19 protein-coding genes and 3 pseudogenes are annotated in these 21,523 nt (G+C 38.6%); all 22 read right to left on the minus strand.

The annotated features are described in order from the left end of the window. Nucleotides 1–138: 138 nt before the first annotated feature. The 22 genes and pseudogenes from spoVK to ymfI all read right to left on the minus strand — a co-directional run bounded on the left by spoVK (nt 139) and on the right by ymfI (nt 21,490). Nucleotides 139–1,083 (minus strand): stage V sporulation protein K, encoded by a 945-nt coding sequence (spoVK, locus tag KHA88_RS06370; RefSeq protein ID WP_213096719.1) that lies wholly within the window; start codon nt 1,081–1,083, stop codon nt 139–141. 198 nt (nt 1,084–1,281) lie between these two features. Further along, a complete protein-coding gene (hfq, locus tag KHA88_RS06375; RefSeq protein WP_213096718.1) occupies nt 1,282–1,509 on the minus strand; it encodes an RNA chaperone Hfq in 228 nt (75 codons plus the stop codon). 29 nt (nt 1,510–1,538) lie between these two features. Next, a complete protein-coding gene (gene miaA / locus KHA88_RS06380; RefSeq protein WP_213121633.1) occupies nt 1,539–2,492 on the minus strand; it encodes a tRNA (adenosine(37)-N6)-dimethylallyltransferase MiaA in 954 nt (317 codons plus the stop codon). Between the two features lie 183 nt (nt 2,493–2,675). Next, nucleotides 2,676–2,930, minus strand: a complete 255-nt coding sequence (locus tag KHA88_RS06385) for a hypothetical protein (protein ID WP_213096716.1) — start codon at nt 2,928–2,930, stop codon at nt 2,676–2,678. Between the two features lie 175 nt (nt 2,931–3,105). Continuing rightward, on the minus strand, nt 3,106–4,974 hold the full coding sequence (gene mutL, locus KHA88_RS06390; RefSeq protein WP_213121634.1) for a DNA mismatch repair endonuclease MutL: 1,869 nt from the start codon (nt 4,972–4,974) through the stop codon (nt 3,106–3,108). 19 nt (nt 4,975–4,993) lie between these two features. Further along, nucleotides 4,994–7,579, minus strand: coding sequence for a DNA mismatch repair protein MutS (gene mutS / locus KHA88_RS06395; protein WP_213121635.1), 2,586 nt, complete (start codon nt 7,577–7,579; stop codon nt 4,994–4,996). A 158-nt stretch (nt 7,580–7,737) separates the two neighbouring features. Then, on the minus strand, nt 7,738–8,286 hold the full coding sequence (locus KHA88_RS06400) for an outer spore coat protein CotE (RefSeq protein WP_213096713.1): 549 nt from the start codon (nt 8,284–8,286) through the stop codon (nt 7,738–7,740). A gap of 371 nt (nt 8,287–8,657) precedes the next feature. Beyond that, nucleotides 8,658–9,086, minus strand: a complete 429-nt coding sequence (locus KHA88_RS06405) for a YlbF/YmcA family competence regulator (RefSeq protein ID WP_213096712.1) — start codon at nt 9,084–9,086, stop codon at nt 8,658–8,660. Nucleotide 9,087: 1 nt separating this feature from the next. After that, entirely contained in the window at nt 9,088–10,623 is a 1,536-nt protein-coding gene (gene miaB / locus KHA88_RS06410) for a tRNA (N6-isopentenyl adenosine(37)-C2)-methylthiotransferase MiaB (protein WP_213096711.1), read from the minus strand. 251 nt (nt 10,624–10,874) lie between these two features. After that, nucleotides 10,875–11,135 carry a stage V sporulation protein S gene (gene spoVS, locus KHA88_RS06415; protein WP_213096710.1) on the minus strand — a complete coding sequence of 87 codons (261 nt, stop codon included), beginning with the start codon at nt 11,133–11,135 and terminating at the stop codon, nt 10,875–10,877. 140 nt (nt 11,136–11,275) lie between these two features. Then, nucleotides 11,276–12,076, minus strand: coding sequence for a TIGR00282 family metallophosphoesterase (locus KHA88_RS06420; RefSeq protein ID WP_213096709.1), 801 nt, complete (start codon nt 12,074–12,076; stop codon nt 11,276–11,278). A 105-nt stretch (nt 12,077–12,181) separates the two neighbouring features. Then, nucleotides 12,182–13,747: a ribonuclease Y gene (gene rny / locus KHA88_RS06425; RefSeq protein WP_213096708.1), complete on the minus strand. Its 1,566-nt coding sequence runs from the start codon at nt 13,745–13,747 to the stop codon at nt 12,182–12,184. Nucleotides 13,748–13,971: 224 nt separating this feature from the next. Beyond that, nucleotides 13,972–14,409 (minus strand): annotated as a pseudogene (locus KHA88_RS06430) (recombinase RecA family protein); the annotation flags it as partial. Between the two features lie 318 nt (nt 14,410–14,727). Then, a pseudogene (recA, locus tag KHA88_RS06435) lies at nt 14,728–15,336 on the minus strand (recombinase RecA); the annotation flags it as partial. Between the two features lie 324 nt (nt 15,337–15,660). Then, nucleotides 15,661–16,089, minus strand: coding sequence for a glycosyl-4,4'-diaponeurosporenoate acyltransferase CrtO family protein (locus tag KHA88_RS06440; protein ID WP_213121636.1), 429 nt, complete (start codon nt 16,087–16,089; stop codon nt 15,661–15,663). A 63-nt stretch (nt 16,090–16,152) separates the two neighbouring features. Then, nucleotides 16,153–16,278: pseudogene (locus tag KHA88_RS20935) on the minus strand (IS1595 family transposase); the annotation flags it as partial. Nucleotides 16,279–16,563: 285 nt separating this feature from the next. Beyond that, nucleotides 16,564–17,805 (minus strand): competence/damage-inducible protein A, encoded by a 1,242-nt coding sequence (locus tag KHA88_RS06445; RefSeq protein ID WP_213121637.1) that lies wholly within the window; start codon nt 17,803–17,805, stop codon nt 16,564–16,566. Nucleotides 17,806–17,831: 26 nt separating this feature from the next. Further along, nucleotides 17,832–18,410: a CDP-diacylglycerol--glycerol-3-phosphate 3-phosphatidyltransferase gene (gene pgsA / locus KHA88_RS06450; RefSeq protein ID WP_213096705.1), complete on the minus strand. Its 579-nt coding sequence runs from the start codon at nt 18,408–18,410 to the stop codon at nt 17,832–17,834. A gap of 57 nt (nt 18,411–18,467) precedes the next feature. Beyond that, entirely contained in the window at nt 18,468–19,352 is an 885-nt protein-coding gene (locus tag KHA88_RS06455; RefSeq protein WP_213121638.1) for a helix-turn-helix domain-containing protein, read from the minus strand. 18 nt (nt 19,353–19,370) lie between these two features. Next, entirely contained in the window at nt 19,371–20,159 is a 789-nt protein-coding gene (locus tag KHA88_RS06460) for a DUF3388 domain-containing protein (protein WP_213096703.1), read from the minus strand. A 255-nt stretch (nt 20,160–20,414) separates the two neighbouring features. Next, nucleotides 20,415–20,672, minus strand: a complete 258-nt coding sequence (locus KHA88_RS06465; RefSeq protein WP_213096702.1) for a DUF3243 domain-containing protein — start codon at nt 20,670–20,672, stop codon at nt 20,415–20,417. 95 nt (nt 20,673–20,767) lie between these two features. Continuing rightward, nucleotides 20,768–21,490, minus strand: a complete 723-nt coding sequence (gene ymfI, locus KHA88_RS06470; protein ID WP_213096701.1) for an elongation factor P 5-aminopentanone reductase — start codon at nt 21,488–21,490, stop codon at nt 20,768–20,770. Nucleotides 21,491–21,523: the final 33 nt, after the last annotated feature.

Raw genomic sequence — 21,523 nt, forward strand, 5'->3', positions numbered from 1 at the left:
CTTTCCATCTAATTACTCTAGCCCCATCATAACAGAAAGCGATTATGAAAACGAATCTATCAAAATTATATAAGAAAATGGACTGTCCATAAAGTAAAGAATGACCCTCTTTAGGAACAGCCGCTATATGATCTTAATTCATTCCACTTCAGAAAAGATAAAATCTTCACTTAGAAGTGACGATAATATTGTTCTTTCTAGATTTGGTTCACACAAGAGCCTCATCGCCTGGGATCGAATCGCTTTTTCTATTATATTACGAACATAGCGTCCATTTGAAAAGGTGTCAGCGTTAATTGCTTTTACATATAAAAGATGATTTTTTAATTTAGTTTCCGCATCCTTACTCAATCCGTATTCTTTTTCATTGAGCATGCGTTTGCCAATTTCCATTAATTCATTCACCGTATAATCTGGGAAATGAAAAACGAGGGGAAAACGGGAATGTAGACCAGGGTTTAAACTTAAGAAATACTCCATTTCCCTTGAATATCCGGCTAAAATTAAAATGAAATCATTTTGTTTATCTTCCATATGTTTAACTAAAGTATCAATTGCTTCCTTACCGAAATCTTTTTCCCCACCGCGCCCAAGTGAATAGGCTTCATCAACAAATAAAATTCCACCAGCCGCTTTTTTAATAAGATCACGAGTTTTTTGAGCAGTATGACCGATATATTCTCCCACGAGATCTGCTCGTTCCGCTTCAATGAGATGACCTTTTGGTAAAACATCCATTCTTTGAAATAGCTTGCCGATTAGGCGTGCAACGGTAGTTTTTCCTGTACCGGGGTTTCCTTTAAACATCATATGGAGGACTTGTTGACCAGCTTTTAACCCTGCTGCTTCACGTTTTTTATTAATATAAATCCAGGCATATACTTCTTTCATCATTTTTTTGATTTCATCCAAACCGACAAGGGCGTTCATTTCAGCTTCTATTTCATTCAAGACTGTATGTTCATGTGATAATGGCTTTGATGACATCCCTTTGTTTGGCAGCTGTTTTACTTTTTCTCTTTTATTAACGTTCAACATAATGCTGATTTGCCCATTGTTCTTCATTCGGAATGGCTCACTCATGCCCATCACCTCACATTCAAAAACAGTATACGCCCAGAAATGAATTTGGTTCCACCCTTTTTGTTTTATGATTGCCGAACACTTCAGCTTTGTACATTATATTCATATGAGAGCAACAAGATTACATACTGTGTGAAGGAGCGATATAAGAAAAAACACGCATAAGAAGATATATGCGTGTTTTTTACGTTGGTATGACTATTCTTCATAATTGATTTGAACGTTTCGCTGAGGGGAGAATGTAGAAATTGCGTGTTTGAATACTAATTGTTGTTTCCCTTCGGACTCAAACAAAACTGTAAAATTATCGAATCCTTTTACATGGCCCCGCAATTGGAAACCGTTCAAAAGAAATACGGTAACTGGTACCGATTCCTTGCGAAGTTGGTTTAGGAATTGATCTTGAATATTAATAGGTTGTTTCATATAATTGGCCTCCTCTTTTATCTCTATACTTATGTATTCGATTTTATTTCTAGCTTTCCTGCAATGAAATCAATAATCTTAGCTGTTTTTTTCAAGTGTTCCCTTTCTTCCATCATATCAAACCAAGTAACATCCATTTTATTGCGAAACCAAGTAAGCTGTCTCTTCGCATAATTTCTTGTGTTTTGTTTTAATTTATCGACGGCACCTTCAAATGTAGTATGACCGTCCAAATAATCATAAAGCTCTTTATATCCAATTGCTTTTACTGATTGAACATTTTTAATGTCTCTTTCATATAGATCTTCGACTTCCTTTAGGAGGCCTTCCTCCATCATCAAGTCGACCCGTTTATTAATTCGATTATATAATTTTTCTCTATCCATTGAAAGGCCTATTAGAGCTGTGTTATATAACATTGATTTCATTTGGTTTTGTTGTAACTCGGTCATTGTTTTACCTGTACTGCGATAAACCTCTAATGCACGAATCACTCTTCTATAATTATTTGGATGAATTTTCTTCGCGCTTTCCGGATCAATTTTTTCCAGTTGTTCATATAGAGCTTTACTTTCCCCCTCCATCGCCTGTTTTTCAAGTTCTGCTCTGAATTCTGTGTCACCGGGTCCTTCCGAAAACTGGTAATCATATAAAACAGCTTGTATGTAAAGACCTGTTCCTCCTACGATAATAGGGATAGCACCGCGATTATTAATCTCGGAAATTTTTTCTCGGACCAAGCTTTGAAATTCCGCAACTGAAAAAGACTCTTCAGGCTCTTTAATATCAATCAGATGGTGTGGAATCCCTTCCATTTCATTGGGCATGATTTTAGCAGTACCGATGTCCATTCCTTTATAAATTTGCGTTGAATCCCCACTAATAATTTCTCCATTGAATGCTTTCGCTATCGCAATGCTTAGTTTTGTTTTTCCTACTGCTGTAGGTCCTACTAAGACAATTAACTTTTGCTTATTATCCATCGTAATTTCACTGCTTTCGTTTTCTAAATGGTGATAGCTGTTTCAGCTATTTTCCGATTACTCGTTCCCCTCATAATTATAACAAAATTGGAATCAATATATACTCAATACGAATGACTGTTTACATAATAAAGTTATGGTTTATATGAATATATGTAAAAAACACCTGAGTTTTCAGGTGTTTTAGTAAAAGAAAATGCCAAGGCAAACTAAAAATACAACAATGCCCAGGGCTACATATATCCATGAAAGGGATTTTATATTAACACGCAAAGAGCTTGATTCATATTCATGGGATCTAGCAAGTTCATTCTCTAGTGTATCCCCTTCAGCTTCATATTGTTGCATTTTTGAGTTTATATCTTTTCCGACAAGAAGTGTGCCCACAAGAGCAACAATAATTGTGAATACCGCAGCGATAATTAATAAAACAGTCAACTTTATCCGCTCCTAAAAATTATAGATAGGAAGAATTCATACTACTAATATCTTACCGCAAACAAAAACAATATGACCAATCCAAATAAGAAAGTTTCATGACTTTTCATTCTTGCCTGTCACCACTTTCACGTTCGACAAAATCCAACAAAAAGCGGGTGGTGACAGGCACTTGTCACATTATTCTTTTGAACATTTTTTCCATTTCGTTTGTTGAGAAGTGGATTATGATTGGTCGTCCGTGTGGGCAGGTAAATGGATCTTCGGTGTTTCTCAGTTCATTAAGTAATGCCTGAATTTCATCGTTTCTCAAATATTGATTTGCTTTGATTGAGGCTTTACAACTCATCATGATCGCTGCTTCTTCTAGCAGTTTTTTGATGTCAATCCGTTTCATTGAAAGCAGCTGTTCAATCATTTCTTCAATGGTTTCTTTTTCCTGTCCCACTGGGAACCATTGTGGATGAGACCGAACAATATAGCTATTCATACCAAAATCCTCAAGGAAAATTCCCACTTGTTCTAACTGTTGTTTGCTTTCTTCAATTTTTAAAAACTCATCAGGGGAAAATTCAAGCGTCAATGGTACGAGTAGTTCTTGAAGCTCATTTTCCACTTGACCTACTTTCTCCCGATAATATTCATATTTAATTCGTTCTTGTGCTGCATGCTGATCGATCATATATAATCCCCGTTCATTTTGAGCGAATATATATGTGCCATGCATTTGACCGATCGGATATAAAGCAGGGACCCTTTTGTCCGTTTTAGGTGATTGCTCGTCATCCAGTTGTTGATGAATAACAGCTGTTGATTCCGCGATTGTATTTTCCACCGGTATCTCATCATCAACCACGATCTGCTTTTCTTCCGGTTCATATAATTTTTTCATTTCTTCTGAAGGCAAAAGCTGTTCCTTTTGGTAGCTAAAATTACTAGTTCTGTTACGTACCTCGTTAGTTTTTGGTTTATTATTAGATTGATTTTCGAGGCTTAATGTTGTTTGTTCCGATACAAACTCTCTTCTTTTAACAGGGGCAACACCATGAGGTATTAATTCCCTTTTTTTAAATGCCGTCTTAATTAAGGCGGATATTTGATTATTCAATTCTAATTCCTTACTTAATCGTACTTCCATTTTTGCCGGATGGACATTCACATCAACAAGTAAGGGATCCATCTCAATCGCTAAAAGCACAATTGGATAACGGCCAATTGGCAATAAGGTATGATATCCCTCAAGTATGGCCTTAACGAGTGAGTAGTTCCTGATGAAGCGACCGTTAATCATCGTTGATATATAATTCCGTGATGCACGAGTTACTTCAGGAAGGGTAATATATCCGGATATTGAATAATCAAGAGACTGCGATTGAATGGGAATCATATTTTTAGCTATATTTACTCCATAAATGGCTGCTAGCACTTGCCTTACATCACCATTGCCATTTGTATGGAGTAAAACCCGTTCATTGTGACGGAGTCGAATTGATACATCTGGATGAGCAAGAGCGAGCCGATTGATAATATCTGAAATATGGCCAATTTCAGTATGAATGGTTTTCAAATATTTCAATCGTGCAGGTGTATTAAAAAATAAGTTCGAAACACTTATATCTGTTCCTTTTCTGCCACCTGCTTTTTCTTGGGTGATGACCTTCCCGCCTTCAAGAATTACTTTCGTTCCATCTGCACCAGACTTAGCGGACACAATCTCAAGATGTGATACAGATGCGATACTCGGAAGAGCCTCGCCACGAAAACCTAATGTTCTTATGCGGAATAAATCATTCTCATCTTTAATCTTGCTTGTAGCATGGCGTTTAAACGCCCTGATCGCGTCATCCTCACCGATACCCTTACCATTATCTATGACACGTATCAGACCGAGTCCTGCTTCTTCTACATCGATCTCGACAACAGTGCTCTCGGCATCAATCGCATTTTCTACTAATTCCTTTACTACAGAGGCAGGGCGTTCGACAACTTCACCCGCAGCTATTTTATTGGAAAGTGCATCATTTAGTTCAATGATTTCATGCATTTGCCCCGCTCCCTTATTACTAATTTAACTTCTTTTGGATCTCATATAGGAAATTCATCGCTTGTAACGGATTCATTTCAAGTAATTTTGCGGTGCGAATCTCCTCTATCACTTTATATTCCGGGCCAAGCTCCTTTTTAGTGGCTGCTGGTTCGCCAAAGAAAGCAAGCTGTTCGTTTAAATGCTGACTACTTTGATCAGTTTCTTTTGTTTTTGTTTTATTTTTATTCTCACTTTCAAGTTCGGTAAGAATATCAGCTGCACGATCAATGAGTTCCTTTGGCAGCTCTGCAAGTTCTGCTACATGAATCCCGTAACTTTTATCAGCGGGTCCTGCTTTTACTTTATGGAGAAAAACTAGTTTCCCTTGCTGTTCAATTGCACTTACATGGATGTTATTTAAACGCTCCAGCTTTTCTTCCAGCGCTGTTAATTCATGATAATGGGTTGAAAACAGGGTTTTCGCACCAATCCTATCGTGTATATATTCAATAATTGCCTGCGCGAGTGCCATCCCGTCGTATGTCGATGTGCCGCGGCCAATTTCATCAAATAAAATTAAACTATCCTTGGTTGCATTTGTAATCGCATTTTTCGCTTCGAGCATCTCAACCATAAATGTACTTTGGCCAGCGATTAAATCATCAGCTGCACCAATTCTAGTAAACACTTGATCGAATATTGGTATTTCTGCCGAAACTGCCGGCACAAAACAGCCAATTTGTGCCATAATGGCGGTTAGTGCGATTTGCCTCATATATGTGCTTTTTCCTGACATATTTGGACCAGTTATGAGTTGGACTTCCTTTTCACTATCCATTATGCAATCATTAGGAACATATTCTTGTGAACCCATCACCTTTTCAACGACCGGATGTCTGCCATCTGTCAGTTTGATTTCTCTTTTCTTATTAAATGTTGGCCTTACATAGTGACGGGCTTCACTCACCGTCGCAAAACTTTGATATACATCCAGCTCACTGATTATTTTTGCGGCTTTTTGAAGTCTTGGAATGAACGTTTTCACTGATTCGCGAATTTCCATAAATAATGAATATTCCAGATCAACACATTTTTCATCAGCCTGAAGGATAAGTGCCTCTTTTTCTTTCAATTCAGGGGTGATATAGCGTTCTGCATTCGTTAACGTTTGCTTTCGTTCATAACGTCCTTCCTCTAGAAGGTGGACATTTGCGCGAGTAACCTCTATATAGTAGCCAAACACGCGATTATATCCTACTTTGAGTGATTTAATACCTGTTCGCTGTCTTTCTTCACGCTCTAGCTCTGCAATCCAATTCTTTCCGTTCCTGCTTGCATCTCGGTACGTATCTAATTCTTTATGAAAACCGTCTTTAATGATGCCTCCTTCTTTCACTGTTAAAGGAGGGTTGTCCATGATTGACTGTTCAAGAAGATTAGTTAAATCGTCACACGGATCAAGTTCTCCCGCAAGTTCGTCAGCGTCATTTTGATTTAGTTGCTGAATCAGTTGGATAATGGCAGGGATCTGCAGTAGCGAGTTTTTAAGTTGAATAAAGTCCCTCGCATTTGCATTGCCAAATGCGACTCGACCCGCAAGCCGTTCGAGATCATAGACTCCTTTTAATAGTTCGCGAAGATCTTGCCGCTCAAAATAATGTTGAATCATCGTTTCAACAAGTTCCAGTCGTTTAGTAATATCTGATTCGCTAATTAAGGGGCGATCGATCCATTGTTTTAGCATTCTCCCACCCATGGCAGTCGCCGTTTCATCCAGCAGCCATAATAACGTACCTTTGCTGCCTTTCCCGCGGATTGATTCTGTTAATTCGAGATTTCTTTTAGAATAATAATCTATTTTCATAAAATGGTTTGTTTCATATACAGAAAATGGCTGTAAATGGTCTAGGCTTCGTTTTTGTGTCTTCTTTAAATAATGAAGGAGCCTGAGCGCCGGAGATTGTAATTCGTCAGTAACAAGTTCTGAAAGTATTTCACTAAACTCTTTATTATTTTCTACCTTATCTTCAATTGAAATAATAGCATTGCAACGATCTTTAATTGTTTTCAAAAGAATTTGATCAAAATTAGAATCAACTACCACTTCTTTAGCACCGATGGTGGAAACTTCATTTAGCAGTAGATCAGATGAACCATTGATGATTGACGCTCTGCTCTCCCCAGTAGATAAGTCATTATAAGCAATTCCAAATGAAGATCCAGTGTACATGGAAATCGAGACAATATAGTTATTCTCTTTTTCTTGCAAACCTTTTCCTTCCATGACAGTGCCGGGGGTAATCAGCTGGACAACTTCCCGCTTTACAACCCCTTTCGCTTGCCTTGGATCTTCAGTTTGCTCACAAATTGCTACTTTATAGCCTTTTTGGACGAGTTGTTCAATATAACCTGCAGCTGCATGATATGGAACTCCACACATTGGTATGCGGTCTTCAGAACCACCTTCCCGGCTAGTTAACGTAATTTCCAGTTCCTGCGAAGCCTTTAGCGCATCTTCAAAAAACATTTCATAGAAATCGCCTAGGCGAAAAAATAAAAAGGCATCTAGATATTCTGCCTTTACTCGTAAATATTGTTGAATCATCGGCGTATATTGATGCATATGTACCAATTTCCTTTCCGTTCAAAAACTCTATCCTGACTAGTATAACATATCAAAGAAACACTCTTCAGTTCTTAAATTATAGCAATTTAAGAAAAATATCGGGAAGAGGGCGTCTTCCCGATATGGCCGGTATTCAAAAATTCTTTTCGATCCCTTTACTCATTTTCATTTGCAACTAGGAAGTCAGGATTAATTTCTTCTAGTTCACTATCATCTAATTCTTCAGCCCAGTCATCATCATCGTCACATGGACATTCTCCTTGATGGATCGCCACACATACTTTTGTTTCTCCAATCACCTCTACAAGAAATTCCCTTTCTGTACTAACGAGAATTTTATTCCCTTTCTTGGAAATGACTGCCTCGATGCAATTAGGCTGTTGAAGAACCTTTGCCGCAACTTCTTTATCATCCATGCAATCTGGATCATGATAATGAAGTTTGATCACATCTTTGTACTCAACTCTCTCAGTAGCTACAGATGTTTTCGTGTTATCATGATGGGAATACCAAACATTCATATCAAATGAGCCGCTAATCTCGACTGTTTTGCCGACCTTGCGTGCTTCATACTTATGATTGATAATCCAGCAGCCTAAAATGCTCGAAGGATGATGCTGCGGGCTGATCGCATGATTGGATTGCGTAAATTTACGCCCCTTCGCAACGACCGCTTTAGTTATTATTTCTCTGTATTCTGCCATTCGAGCGAACCCTCCTCATTCATTTTCCCTTCATCCTATGCATTTATCTAGACTAGTGTGCTTATTACAAGCGCCCAATAGCCCGGTGTCACTACGATAACCTATGCTAAAGAATGGAATGTGTTGAGGGGATTATTAGAACAAAAGCGCAAGCGCCTTGGTCAGCCCCGACAAGCAAATGTTCTGATCCAACAAAAGTCCGGTCTTGACTTTTATTGGATCAGGTTATTTGACCTCGAGGGGCTAGGCGCTGTAGCTGGACGACTACTCACTTTGTTTAAACTTATATCTACATTGTGATATTTTATAGTTTTCTAAGTTAAGAAAAAAGCCATTCCCTTCTATGTTAGGAATGGCCTTCTGGAATAATATTATGAACAGCTTGAATTACCGCTTCTTAATTTAGATCCTGTTTCACCAGTGAGCAAATCACCTTCAGTGGAAATTAAGATTTCATCAGTCACCTTATTGGATATTGCTGAAGCGACAAGTTGAAGTAAATCATTTACATCAACCTGTGATTGCTTAAATTCCTGTACAATTGGAATTTCATCTATTTCTTTTTCCAGATTGTCGATTTTTTCTTCAATCAAATGAAGTGCTCTTTCTTTTCCATAATGTTGGAAATTCACCGCTTGCTTTTGTAAGCTCTTCATACTGGCAATCATCTCGCGAACTTTTTGATTTTCATTTATTTGCGCTTCGGCACGTTTAAAGAAATCCACTTCTTCGGTATCTGCAATCATCTTTGCCAGCTCATGAGCTTGTTTTAATATATCGTCTTTTGTATATTTCCCCATGTTACATCACCTCTACTGGTTCTTGTGCTTCTAACATTTCTCCATCAAGCGTCCACGTTTTAGAAGCTTTTATTTTCACTTTTACTAATTTTCCGATTGCCGACTTCGGCCCTTTAAAGTTTACAAGTTTATTTTTTCTTGTGTAACCTGCAAGGACTTCAGGATTGTTCTTACTTTCACCTTCTACAAGCACTTCAACGATTTGCCCTTCGTATTTTCTCATTGCTTCACGAGACATCTCATTAACGAGATCATTTAAGCGTTGAAGTCGTGCTTTTTTCACTTCCATTGGTACGTTGTCCTTCATCTTGGCAGCCGGTGTACCATCCCTTGGTGAATAGATAAATGTATAAGCGGTTTCGAAGCCTACCTCACGATACAGAGAGATCGTTTCTTCAAACTGTTCATCTGTTTCATTAGGAAAGCCGACAATGATGTCTGTTGACAACGATACGTCAGGAATGGCTATTTTAATTTTTCGGACAAGCTCAAGAAATTGTTCTCGTGTATATTTACGCGCCATAATTTTCAAGATATCGCTTGAACCTGATTGAACCGGTAAATGAATATGTTCAACCAAGTTTCCTTTTTTAGCTAACACTTCGATTAAATGATCGTCAAAATCACGTGGATGGCTTGTTGTAAAGCGAATCCGTGGAATATCAATTTTCCGTAATTCATCCATCAAGTCACCAAGCCGATACTCCATATCATCGAAATCTTTACCATAAGCATTTACGTTTTGCCCAAGCAAAGTTATTTCTTGATAGCCGTGAGCTGCTAACTGGCGAACTTCCTGAATAATATCTTCCGGTCGTCTGCTGCGCTCTTTTCCTCGCGTATATGGAACGATGCAGTATGTGCAAAATTTATCACAGCCATACATAATATTTACCCAGGCTTTAATATTACCGCGGCGTATTTTCGGCAAGTTTTCAATAACATCGCCTTCTTTTGACCATACTTCAATGACCATTTCCTTAGACATATAAGCTTCGCTTAAAATTTGCGGTAAACGGTGAATATTATGCGTCCCAAAAATCATATCGACAAACTGATGCTTTTCAAGAATTCTATTAACAACAGACTCCTCTTGGGACATACAGCCACATACGCCAATAACCAGGTCTGGTCTTTCTAGCTTAAGAGGCTTCAAGTGACCTAGTTCACCAAACACCTTATTTTCCGCATTTTCACGAATAGCACATGTATTTAAAAGGATGACATCCGCAGTGTCGACTGAATCGGTAGGCTCATAGCCGAGTTCCATGAAAATGCCTGCCATTACTTCAGTATCGTGTTCATTCATTTGACACCCGTAAGTCCTAATATAAAATTTCCGGCCTTTTCCCATGTTGAGAAATTGTTCATCAATTTCAAAATCCTTATGGTACTTAATTTCTTCCTTGCCCCTTTTTTTTGCATCCTTTAATGATGGAGGCGTATAGACCGCTTGGAAATATTGGCTATAATCCTTTTCCTTTTTAGCCGTTTCGCTTGTGATTTGTTGACTTTCTAAACGTTGTTTCTCGTTCATGAAAATCCCCTTTCTTTACTAAAACAAAATCGAGAATGCCGAAAATGTTCATTATCATTTATATTAAAATTATTTCAAAAAAATATGTCCATACACTCTATTAGTATAAAGCCTTTTATTTTCGAATACAACATACGCCGACAATTGTTGCATAAAATTCGAAAAGACCTGTTTGCATATTTGCAAACAAGCCCTTTTTTAACATATAAATGCCTGCAGTTAATCCACCTTGCTCGCTCAAACTATTATACCTATCTTGGTTCTACAATGAGCTTGATCGCTGTTCTTTCTTCTCCATCGATTAAAATATCAGTAAATGCGGGAATACAAATTAAATCCACACCACCCGGGGCGACAAAACCTCTTGCGATAGCTACTGCCTTCACTGCTTGATTCAATGCCCCGGCTCCGATTGCCTGAATCTCTGCATTGCCTCTCTCACGGAGAACACCTGCCAGCGCACCCGCTACGGAATTAGGATTGGATTTTGCTGAAACTTTTAATATTTCCATTTCTTGTTCCTCCTTGTCATTTCCCCATAGCGATTGCCCTATCACACCACAATCGCGGTAAACCCTTCCATTGCTACTATATTCAGGAGATTTATGAACTATTCCGGTTTGTCCAAAACCGAGGAGCTAAGAAATGGGAATTATTCAGTAAAGAAAGGCTGGTCATCATTGATAAGAATGGGCTTTATTGTTACCGCTTTTCCAGTTTTATCATCAACGGTAATTATACAGGCGCTTAATTGTTTTCTGCCGCTCTTCGGTACTTCAAAACGGACAGGCAAGCCTGTAAGGAATTTGTGAAGCACAGCCTCTCTTTCCATACCAAGAATACCATCATATGGACCAGTCATACCGACATCTGTCATATAGGCTGTTCCATCAGGAAGTATGCGATGATCGGCTGTTTGTACGTGTGTATGTGTACCTACCACTGCCGTTGCTCTGCCGTTAACATACCAGCCCATCGCTTGCATTTCACTCGTTGCTTCTGCATGAAAATCAATGAAAATAATATCCGTTCGTTGCTTCGCGATCTCAATTAATTCATCGACTTTTTTAAAAGGACAATCCAAAGGAGGCATGAATGTTCTTCCTTGCAAGTTGATGATTGCAACTTCAAGCGCATTTATTCTTAAAAAAACCAATCCGGTACCTGGAGTGTTTTCGGGGAAATTAGCTGGTCTAGCTATATACTTTGCTTTATCAATGAATTCAAATATGGCCTTGTTGTCCCAGGCATGGTTACCTAATGTGATGGCATTTGCCCCGGCTTCTAAAAATTGCTTATAAATCTCTTCTGTTATCCCTCTTCCACCCGCAGCATTTTCACCGTTCACAATCGTTAATTGCGGACGATATTTCCTTTTCAGTTTCGGTAAATACTCCTTAACCATGTCCCTACCTGGTGAACCAACTACATCGCCTACAAATAAAATATCCATACAAATCCCTTTCTGAAGTAAAATTCTTTTCTTTCTTTTATATTAACATAGCTACCTGCGACTTTATATTTTAGGCGCAAAAAAGCGGTGTGAGTTCACACCGCTTTATTTCGCATATTCAACTGCCCGAGTTTCGCGAATAACCGTAACTTTAATATGTCCCGGATAATCGAGATCATCTTCGATTCTTTTTCGGATGTCGCGCGCAAGCCGGTGTGCTTCCAAATCATTGATTTGTTCCGGTTTGACAATAATGCGAACTTCTCTACCCGCCTGGATGGCAAATGATTTTTCTACTCCATCATATGACTCCGAGATTTCCTCTAATTTTTCTAGGCGACGAATATAGTTTTCGAGCGTTTCACTTCGTGCACCAGGTCTCGCAGCTGATAAAGCATCTGCTGCTGCTACAAGGACCGAAATAATAGATGTCGGTTCTGTATCACCGTGGTGAGAAGCAATACTGTTTATAACGACAGGATGCTCTTTGTACTTTGTTCCAAGTTCAATTCCAATTTCAACGTGGCTTCCTTCTACTTCATGGTCAATGGCTTTACCAATATCGTGTAGAAGTCCTGCACGTCTAGCAAGTGTCTCATCTTCGCCAAGCTCAGCAGCTAGCAATCCAGAGAGATACGCAACTTCCATGGAATGTTTTAAGACATTTTGCCCGTAGCTTGTCCGGTATTTCAAACGTCCAAGAATTTTGATTAAATCCGGGTGAAGTCCATGAACACCGACTTCAAATGTTGTCTGTTCGCCAATTTCACGAATGTGTTCATCAACTTCCCGCCTTGCTTTATCAACCATTTCCTCAATACGCGCTGGATGGATCCGGCCATCTTGAACGAGTTTCTCCAATGCTATACGAGCAGTTTCACGCCTAATTGGATCAAATCCAGATAGGATTACAGCTTCTGGTGTATCATCGATAATGAGATCAATACCCGTTAATGTTTCGAGCGTTCGAATATTTCGGCCTTCCCGGCCAATAATCCGACCTTTCATCTCGTCGTTAGGCAAATTAACAACTGAAACAGTCGTTTCTGCTACGTGTTCAGCAGCACAACGTTGGATGGCAAGGGACAGAATGTTCTTTGCTTTCTTATCCGCTTCTTCCTTCGCACGCATTTCACTTTCCTTAATCATTAAAGCGGTATCGTGAGCTAGTTCCTTCTCTACACCGGCCAAAATGATTGATTTTGCTTCATCACGAGTCAAACTTGAAATTCTTTCAAGCTCGTGCTTTTGCTTGCGGATCAATTCATCCACTTTGCTTTCCATCTCTTCAATATGTTGTTGTCTTTCATTAAGAGAGTCCTCTTTCTTTTCAAGCATATTTTCACGCTTGTCAAGAGATTCATCTTTCCGGTCGAGGTTCTCCTCCTTTTGCAATAAGCGATTTTCTTGTTTTTGCAATTCGGTTCTTCTTTCCCGAAGTTCACGTTCAGTTTCAGTACGAAGTTTATGATTTTCATCCTTCGCTTCCAACAGGGCTTCTTTTTTCGATGCTTCAGCTTCCCGCTTCGCATCTTCTAAAATCAGTTCAGCAGAACTTCTGGCACCTGTTATCTTAGCTTTAGCAACTGCTTGAAAGATGAAATAGCCAACAACTACACCGACGATAAGGGCAAGCAAAATGGAGATGATAATAATTGGAATTGGATCCATAGTTTCACCCCCTCTTGCTATTAACTTGTATCATGCTTCTAACATGTCGGCTGGTACATTGTTACATAGGTTTCAATATACAGAGCCAGGCTCAAAATTCATTCGAAAAAATGTAAAATATACATGTTAATTTTATAGTTGTAGAGTTTTATTGTCAAGAGATGACAATCATATCCAATAAGAAAAACAGCAAAGCTATTAGCAATGCTGTTTAAACAATCAAATTATTCTTCCAGAAGACTGAATTCTTCCTGTGATTCATCATCTTCAGGAGCTGTTTTTTCTCCATCCAGATCATAGTGGTCACGGATTTTGTACATAATCTCACTGCGGATTTCAGGATTTTCTTTCAAGAATTGCTTTGCATTCTCACGCCCTTGGCCTAAACGCTCTTCATTGTAAGAGTACCAAGAGCCACTTTTTTGGACAATATCAAGTTCAGAACCCATATCAATAATTTCACCTTCACGGGAAATTCCTTCTCCATACATAATATCAACTTCCGCTACGCGGAAAGGTGGAGCTACTTTATTTTTTACAACTTTTATTTTTGTCTTGTTACCTACAATGTCCTGACCTTGCTTCAATTGCTCAGCACGGCGAACTTCAAGACGTACGGAGGAGTAAAACTTCAAAGCACGTCCTCCTGGAGTTGTCTCTGGCTTAATCTATAGATTTACCATTTCTATAGCGTGGACTATCTCTTCATCTCCAAAGTGGAGAGCCTTGCACTTCCAGCAGTAGCCTATCTTCTGCCGTACCCTACTAAGTTCATCATTCGATGCTCTTCGGTAGTCTCTACACCTTCCTTTTTGACATAAAAAGGCTTGGCACGGTATTACCCAGTAAAAGGAGGGCTTCACCGTTAGCAATGTTTCCATCACACCCCTAGGCAATAGGGTTCACAAGGTTTTTTACATGCTATCGCTAGCAAGGGAAACCCAGAGTAAACTGCTTAATTCCTAAGCAGTTTGAAGTTGATTTCCGAACATAACTCCAACTTTCTCACGAATCTGATTTATAAAAATAGCAATTGTATTCGATTTGTTAATCGCACCTGAAAGTTTACGGAGAGCTTGGGACATCAAGCGCGCTTGTAATCCTACGTGTGAATCTCCCATTTCCCCTTCAATTTCCGCTTTCGGCACTAATGCTGCAACCGAGTCAATAACGATAATTTCAATGGCGCCACTTCGCACAAGTGCTTCCGCAATTTCCAAGGCCTGCTCACCCGTATCAGGCTGGGAAAGAAGCAACTCATCAATATTTACACCCAATTTCTGAGCATATACAGGATCGAGCGCATGTTCGGCATCGATAAACGCCGCTGTACCGCCATTTGCTTGCACTTCTGCGATAGCATGAAGCGCTACTGTTGTTTTACCTGAAGACTCAGGACCGTAGATTTCTATCACCCTTCCGCGAGGATAGCCTCCTACTCCTAACGCTACATCCAAAGCTAGCGATCCACTCGGAATGGTAGAAATTTTTCGGTCTGTCTGCTCACCTAACTTCATAATTGAACCTTTTCCGAATTGCTTTTCTATTTGTTTTAAGGCCATATCTAATGCTGCCTGGCGATTACTCACACATATTCCTCCTCAACTTATATTCTATTATTTGAAATTTATGTGCTTCATGTTGTGTTTCATAACAAAACCTATCTTTAGTATACAGCCTTTTTTCTACTTTGCCAAGTAAAAAGCGAACATTTATTCGATTGATTTCGGGTGTGGAATTGTGTCAAAATTTCGTTTTCATTTAACAGATTAAGCATTTTAAGATTGTGCAAATCTTAGCTTTTAAAATTTAGGCTCTGTTAAATTTTAATGTTGATATAGCATATATTTAAGGAAAATCCATATATAAGGATTTCTCCAGTTTATGCAACTAACTCAATCCTTTAGCAATTATCACTTTTTTTCTATCGATTTCATTTTTTGAAGGACTCTCTTAATTCTAATTCGATTATATCTTTGTAGAAAAATTGGATATATATTTGTTATGACATTCAATACAGTAAAGAATAGAAGAAATAAAACATCTAAAATTCCTTCCCAAAAAATAATAATCCTGAACTGATAGAATAAGATTATTATTGCTATAATGACGTGACTTCTTTCACTTTTTTTAGATTTATTCTCAAATTCAATTATTCCTTCTATTGACAGTTCTTTTAAAAAATATCCATTAAATGGGATTTCGTTTTTTCTACTCCTTGCTATTCTAAGTAGTAATCTTTTAAACCATTTTATTCCTAAAATTTCATATATTTTACCTTCCCGTTCAAAGTGTTTAATACTGTAATATTTATCATTAAATATTCTGTTTAATAATTTCATTTTTTCTTTTTACCTCCTAAGCCATAGATACTTCTTCAACTCTTATGCACCGATTAATAAGAACTATACATTGAATATTAAAAGCCGCAAACTGTCATTTGTATCAGTCATTTTAAATACAAATGATGTTAATAGAAATTCTTTAATATGCTGATTAGTGCTATAGTTACTACGCCTTTTGGCAAATATAGAAAAGTGAAATGCAGCATTTTATTGGTTTGGAGAAGCTTACCGCTCGCCCCGCGGAAAGCGAGCGGAAAGCTTCGGAAAGCCTCCTCTATCCTATATGAAAATAAAAAGACTGTAGACAACTCATTTTTTCGAGTTTGTCTACAGTCTGAAACGCTCAATCTGAGCGTTTTTACTTGCCATTTATATTGCTGATTTACTGTTGAAATATATTCTAATTAGGTTGTAATTTAGATTGTTTTTAGCATTTTTCTCCTCATCAACCGAACCCGTAACTATACGCCCTTAACTTTTCGCCAATTCCCGTAATAAATAATAGCATCCATACTGTACTGTCCGCTTCCGATTACCATTGCGAGACCCGGCTAAGTTTAGCAAGAAAGCTTTTGTAGGTTTGTCCTTAAGGGAGATGCCTATCCATATCGTTCCTGCAGGATGACCTTCAAGAGAATCTGGTCCAGCCACACCAGTAAAACTGATGCCTATATCCGTACCTAACAATTCTCGGACATTTTCAGCTAGTTCAACGGCACACTGTTCACTGACAACCCCATGATTATTAATCGTATCTTCCTTCACGTTACACAGTTTGAGTTTAGATTGGTTGGAATAACAAACGATACCGCCAATCAGCATCGTACTTACACCTGTGACTGCAGTCATCTCTGATTGAAACAACCCGCCTGTCAAACTTTCAGCCGCAGCAATAGTAAGATTTTTTCCTTCGAGAACTTTAAGCAGCTCTCTCATCAGCGACGTATCACCATACCCATAAAAGTGCTCACCCACTCGCTCATTAACCCTTTTCTCCATCTCATCAATCATAAGAACTGCTTCATCTTCTGACTGGTGGCGAGCAGTGATTCTTACTGTCACTTCATTATCGCCGGCAAGTGGTGCGACAGTCGGATTGGATTGTGTCTCAAGTATGTCATCTATTTCTTCAGCAAGCTGTGCTTCACCGATGCCAAAATAGCGAAGGACACGTGATTCAATTCTTTCTTTAGCTTCCAATTGATCTAAGACGGCCGGACGGCCATACTTTCTGAACATCGGTTGCATTTCATGGGGTGGTCCCGGAAGAAGCATATAATGGGATGTATCAATTTTCAAAAACATACCAGGTGCCATTCCGTGCTCGTTTGGAAGCACTTTGGCACCTTCTACGACAAGTGCCTGTTTTTTATTGTTCTCTGTCATGACCCTGCCTGTTTTTTGAAAATAGCTAATAATTGTTTGTAATGCTGCTTCATCTGAAATGAGCTTTCTACCAAGATGCTTAGCGATTGTTTCCTTTGTTAAGTCATCTTTAGTCGGGCCTAAACCACCCGTAAAAATGATTAGATCTGCTCTTTCTTGAGCTTGAACAATCGCCCTTTCAAGCCGTTTAGGATTATCTCCCACAACTGTATGGTAATAAACGTTTACACCAATTTCAGCCAGTTGTTCTGATAAAAACTGTGCATTTGTATTGGCTATTTGGCCAAGCAGCAACTCGGTTCCAACCGCTACGATTTCAGCGTTCATATCCGTAATCCCCCCACGTATAAAATCTATTTTGAGTTTTTAAATGCATCTCGATTCTTATGAAAATAATCATATCCAGACCAAACGGTAAAAATTAATGCAACCCATAAAGCAATCTGTGCAAAGGGAATACCAATCGCTTCAAAAAAGATATTTTTCAGAAGCAAAGCTGAAATAGCTATAATTTGCGCCCAAGTCTTAATTTTCCCTAGCATATTTGCCGCGACTACCTCTCCAGTGCCGGCAAGGATGAGTCTAAGTCCAGTTACAGCAAATTCACGGCTAATAATGACAATAACCATCCATGAAGGTGCATATCCAAGTTCCACAAGTACAATTAATGCAGCTGAAACTAACAGTTTATCCGCCAAAGGATCCAAAAACTTCCCAAGATTAGTGATGAGGTTATATTTACGTGCATAATACCCGTCAACCCAATCCGTAATTGAGGCGATTATAAAAAGCATAGCGCCAAGAAAATGCGCTGTCTCAAGTTCTGTCCCCGGCAGATGAACAATGCCCCAATTAAACGGAGCAAGCATTAATATCAAAAATACCGGGATAAGCAAGATTCTTGAAACTGTGATTTTATTAGGTAAATTCATGTCAGGCCTCCTGAAAAAATAACCGCCGAAAAGCGGCGGCTTAGAAAGTAAAATAAACTATTTCTTTTCAAATTGAATTTTTATATCTTGTCTAATAGTATTTCCTGGAGGTAATTCATATTCCAGTTTTTCATCATTCACAAAGAGATCCGCTTCTGTCGCTCTTCCCACTACAATATAGGCACCAGTCTCATCAGTAAGATCGAAAGATTTGCTATCTCCATTACTAATTTCACCTGAAAAAAGAGTAGTATTAGTTCCATTTCTAATTTCTACCCAGCTTCTTCCGGGATTGGATGCTGTCACTTTTAATTCAAACGTGTCTGTTTTCGATAAAGTGTAGGTCGTAACATAGCCAGAAACATTTTCTACCGCAAGTTCCTGTTGAACAACTTCCTTTTGTTGCTCCTTGTCCTTGTCATCTGCTTGTTTATTACTATTATCCGAAGATTTTTTTTCTTTGTCTTCAGGTGGCGCAATTTCATCAGATTCTTGAATATCAACGGTATCATTATTAATATTGCCCGACGGCTTTTCACGCGTACCCATGTAATTCGTAACTAAATACCAAATAAGAATTAAAAATGCTAAAACAAAAATGGCTACTAAGATTTTTGGAAACATCTCCATTATTTTTGAACCGCCAGCTGAAACGGTTTTTCTTGATTGAGTACGTGAAAGCTGTTCAGGTAAATCATCTTCATAAGCAAGCGGTATTTCATTTTTATGTTCTTCAAAAAGTTCCTCTGGTTCTAATCCAACAGCTTCAGCGTATTGCTTAATAAAAGCCCGAGCATAAAACTTACCGGGCATAATATCATAATTCCCTTCTTCAATGCCAATTAAATACTTTTTTTGTATTCTTGTCATATTTTGAAGCTCGTCTAAGCTGAGGCCTTTCTCCTCCCTCGCATTACGAAGCCGGCTTCCTAATTCCGTCAATTAAAACACCTGCCAATCCTAAAAATCAAATCCAAAGCCTGGTTCACTAAAAAAATTATTTTCTTCCACAACTTCATATGTAATTTCTTCTTCATCGTTGTTTCGCAGCTCAATAATATAATCGAAATCCTCCATTGAATACTCCGAATGTTCGACAAATATATCTGGGTGTTCAATCACTTTTACTGCAGGCAGTCTCATAATCTCTCTTACAAGCTGCCAATGACGTTCATCAGCTCTTCTTCTCGAAACTATGCCGTCAATGATAAATATATTATCTGAACTATATTCGTCTTTTATCAGTTCTTTTCGTATCGTTTGTTTTAATAATGTCGATGATACAAACAGCCACTTTTTATTAGCACAAACGCTGGATGCGACAACGGACTCAGTTTTTCCAACGCGTGGCATGCCTCTAATGCCAACAAGTTTATGCCCTTCTTGTTTGAAAAGTTCTGCCATAAAATCAACAAGAAGCCCAAGTTCGTCACGTACAAATCGAAAAGTTTTTTTGTCATCCATATCCCGCTGAATATATCTTCCATGTCTTACAGCAAGGCGATCACGAAGCTTCGGTTCACGTATTTTCGTAACTTTGATCGTCTCTACTGTCTTCAAAATCGATTCCAAGCGCAAAATTTGCTCTTCACTGCTTGCGCGAAGCAAAAGCCCACGCCTTCCACTGTCAATCCCATTTATGCTAATAATATTAATGGACAACATGCCCAATAAGGAAGAAATATCACCTAGTAATCCGGGACGGTCTATTGTTATCTCATATTCCAAATACCATTCTTTTCTATCCATGAAAACATCTCCCTGTAAATGGTAATCCACCCGGAGTGATTTGTTTTATAGACTACAAAATGTCTCGTTTATATCATAGCTGATTATAAAAAAATATGAAAGAAAAACATATCCACATTCGGCATTTCTTGACAAAAAACGGCTGCCCCAGACTAAGGACTGCGTTCTCTATACCGCTATATAGTATGAAGAATTTTCATATACTATATTTTTACTAAGAGAAGTCAGTTACTAGTGGGACAGCCTAAGCTACATTTAATGTGAACTATTATTTTCTACAAGCTTTACCATTACACTTGCGATTGCATGTTGTTCTTCTTCAGAAGCAACAGACCATAAGTCTGAAAGCACTCGTTCTTGCTCGTTTTTTGGATCAACTTGACCCGCAAGATAATCTCCTACTTGGTGTGCCAGCTGATTTATCACCTTTTGTGACATACCCTGTTCTTGGGCATTGTTTAAGCGGTCACCGAGAAAGTTTTTCCATTGATCCCAATTTTCAAGTACTGACATTCCTTTGCCTCCTTTATAAGATATAACGTTCTCCGTTATTATGCGCAAGCCAAATTCACATTATTCATGAGGAGGCTTTAGAAAAACAATGTAAATTAAGTGTACCAACCCCCATTGATCGCCAGTACTTGACCCGTAATATAAGTGGATTTTTCCGATAATAAAAAAGCGATTGCGTCAGCAATTTCAGTGGATTCCGCTAAACGTCCAAGCGGAATATCTGATGCAAGTTCCTCGAGTTCTTCAGCTGTAAATCGATCCAGCATATTTGTGTTTACAGCCCCTGGTGCAACGCAGTTAACTCTCGTACCAGACCTAGCTGTTTCTTTGCTTAATGCTTTAATAAAAGCAATTTGTGCCCCTTTTACCGTAGAATACATCACTTCACAAGCCGCACCCGTCTGACCCCAAATAGAACTAACTAATACAATTTGAGAAGTTGCGTTTCTCATCAATTTCGGAAGTAAATTTCTAATTAACAACAATGGGCTTTTAACATGTAGCTGAAGCATATCCTCCATTGTTTTGTCATCTAAATCGGTAAACAGACCATAAGGAGCCGTTCCGCATGAATAAACAATGGCATCAAGTTGAAACACACTAGTGGAAAGGATTTGTACGCCAGCTGTCGTATTAAGATCTGCATGGATGGGAATAAGTTCGATATTATATTTCTTCAGGTTTGTTATAAGTTCAATAATTTTGTCTTCATTTCGATTATAGTGTAAATATAAATTCCAGCCTTCGCGAGCCAATCGCTCAGCAGTAGCTGCTCCTATACCGCCGCTTGCACCTGTAATTAAGGCAAACTTTTTCATTCCTTACCTCTCCTTAAAAACAACATAGCCCGG

The organism is Lederbergia citrea (genome assembly GCF_018343525.1).
Classification (GTDB): Bacteria; Bacillota; Bacilli; order Bacillales; family Bacillaceae_C; genus Lederbergia; species Lederbergia citrea.

What these genes read in the sequence shown, in the direction of transcription:
- spoVK (WP_213096719.1), bottom strand. Translation starts at nt 1,083, where the DNA reads ATGAGTGAGCCATTCCGAATGAAGAACAATGGGCAAATCAGCATTATG.
- hfq (WP_213096718.1), bottom strand. Translation starts at nt 1,509, where the DNA reads ATGAAACAACCTATTAATATTCAAGATCAATTCCTAAACCAACTTCGC.
- miaA (WP_213121633.1), bottom strand. Translation starts at nt 2,492, where the DNA reads ATGGATAATAAGCAAAAGTTAATTGTCTTAGTAGGACCTACAGCAGTA.
- mutL (WP_213121634.1), bottom strand. Translation starts at nt 4,974, where the DNA reads ATGCATGAAATCATTGAACTAAATGATGCACTTTCCAATAAAATAGCT.
- mutS (WP_213121635.1), bottom strand. Translation starts at nt 7,579, where the DNA reads ATGCATCAATATACGCCGATGATTCAACAATATTTACGAGTAAAGGCA.
- KHA88_RS06400 (WP_213096713.1), bottom strand. Translation starts at nt 8,286, where the DNA reads ATGGCAGAATACAGAGAAATAATAACTAAAGCGGTCGTTGCGAAGGGG.
- KHA88_RS06405 (WP_213096712.1), bottom strand. Translation starts at nt 9,086, where the DNA reads ATGGGGAAATATACAAAAGACGATATATTAAAACAAGCTCATGAGCTG.
- miaB (WP_213096711.1), bottom strand. Translation starts at nt 10,623, where the DNA reads ATGAACGAGAAACAACGTTTAGAAAGTCAACAAATCACAAGCGAAACG.
- spoVS (WP_213096710.1), bottom strand. Translation starts at nt 11,135, where the DNA reads ATGGAAATATTAAAAGTTTCAGCAAAATCCAATCCTAATTCCGTAGCG.
- KHA88_RS06420 (WP_213096709.1), bottom strand. Translation starts at nt 12,076, where the DNA reads ATGGATATTTTATTTGTAGGCGATGTAGTTGGTTCACCAGGTAGGGAC.
- rny (WP_213096708.1), bottom strand. Translation starts at nt 13,747, where the DNA reads ATGGATCCAATTCCAATTATTATCATCTCCATTTTGCTTGCCCTTATC.
- KHA88_RS06440 (WP_213121636.1), bottom strand. Translation starts at nt 16,089, where the DNA reads ATGAAATTATTAAACAGAATATTTAATGATAAATATTACAGTATTAAA.
- KHA88_RS06445 (WP_213121637.1), bottom strand. Translation starts at nt 17,805, where the DNA reads ATGAACGCTGAAATCGTAGCGGTTGGAACCGAGTTGCTGCTTGGCCAA.
- pgsA (WP_213096705.1), bottom strand. Translation starts at nt 18,410, where the DNA reads ATGAATTTACCTAATAAAATCACAGTTTCAAGAATCTTGCTTATCCCG.
- KHA88_RS06460 (WP_213096703.1), bottom strand. Translation starts at nt 20,159, where the DNA reads ATGGATAGAAAAGAATGGTATTTGGAATATGAGATAACAATAGACCGT.
- KHA88_RS06465 (WP_213096702.1), bottom strand. Translation starts at nt 20,672, where the DNA reads ATGTCAGTACTTGAAAATTGGGATCAATGGAAAAACTTTCTCGGTGAC.
- ymfI (WP_213096701.1), bottom strand. Translation starts at nt 21,490, where the DNA reads ATGAAAAAGTTTGCCTTAATTACAGGTGCAAGCGGCGGTATAGGAGCA.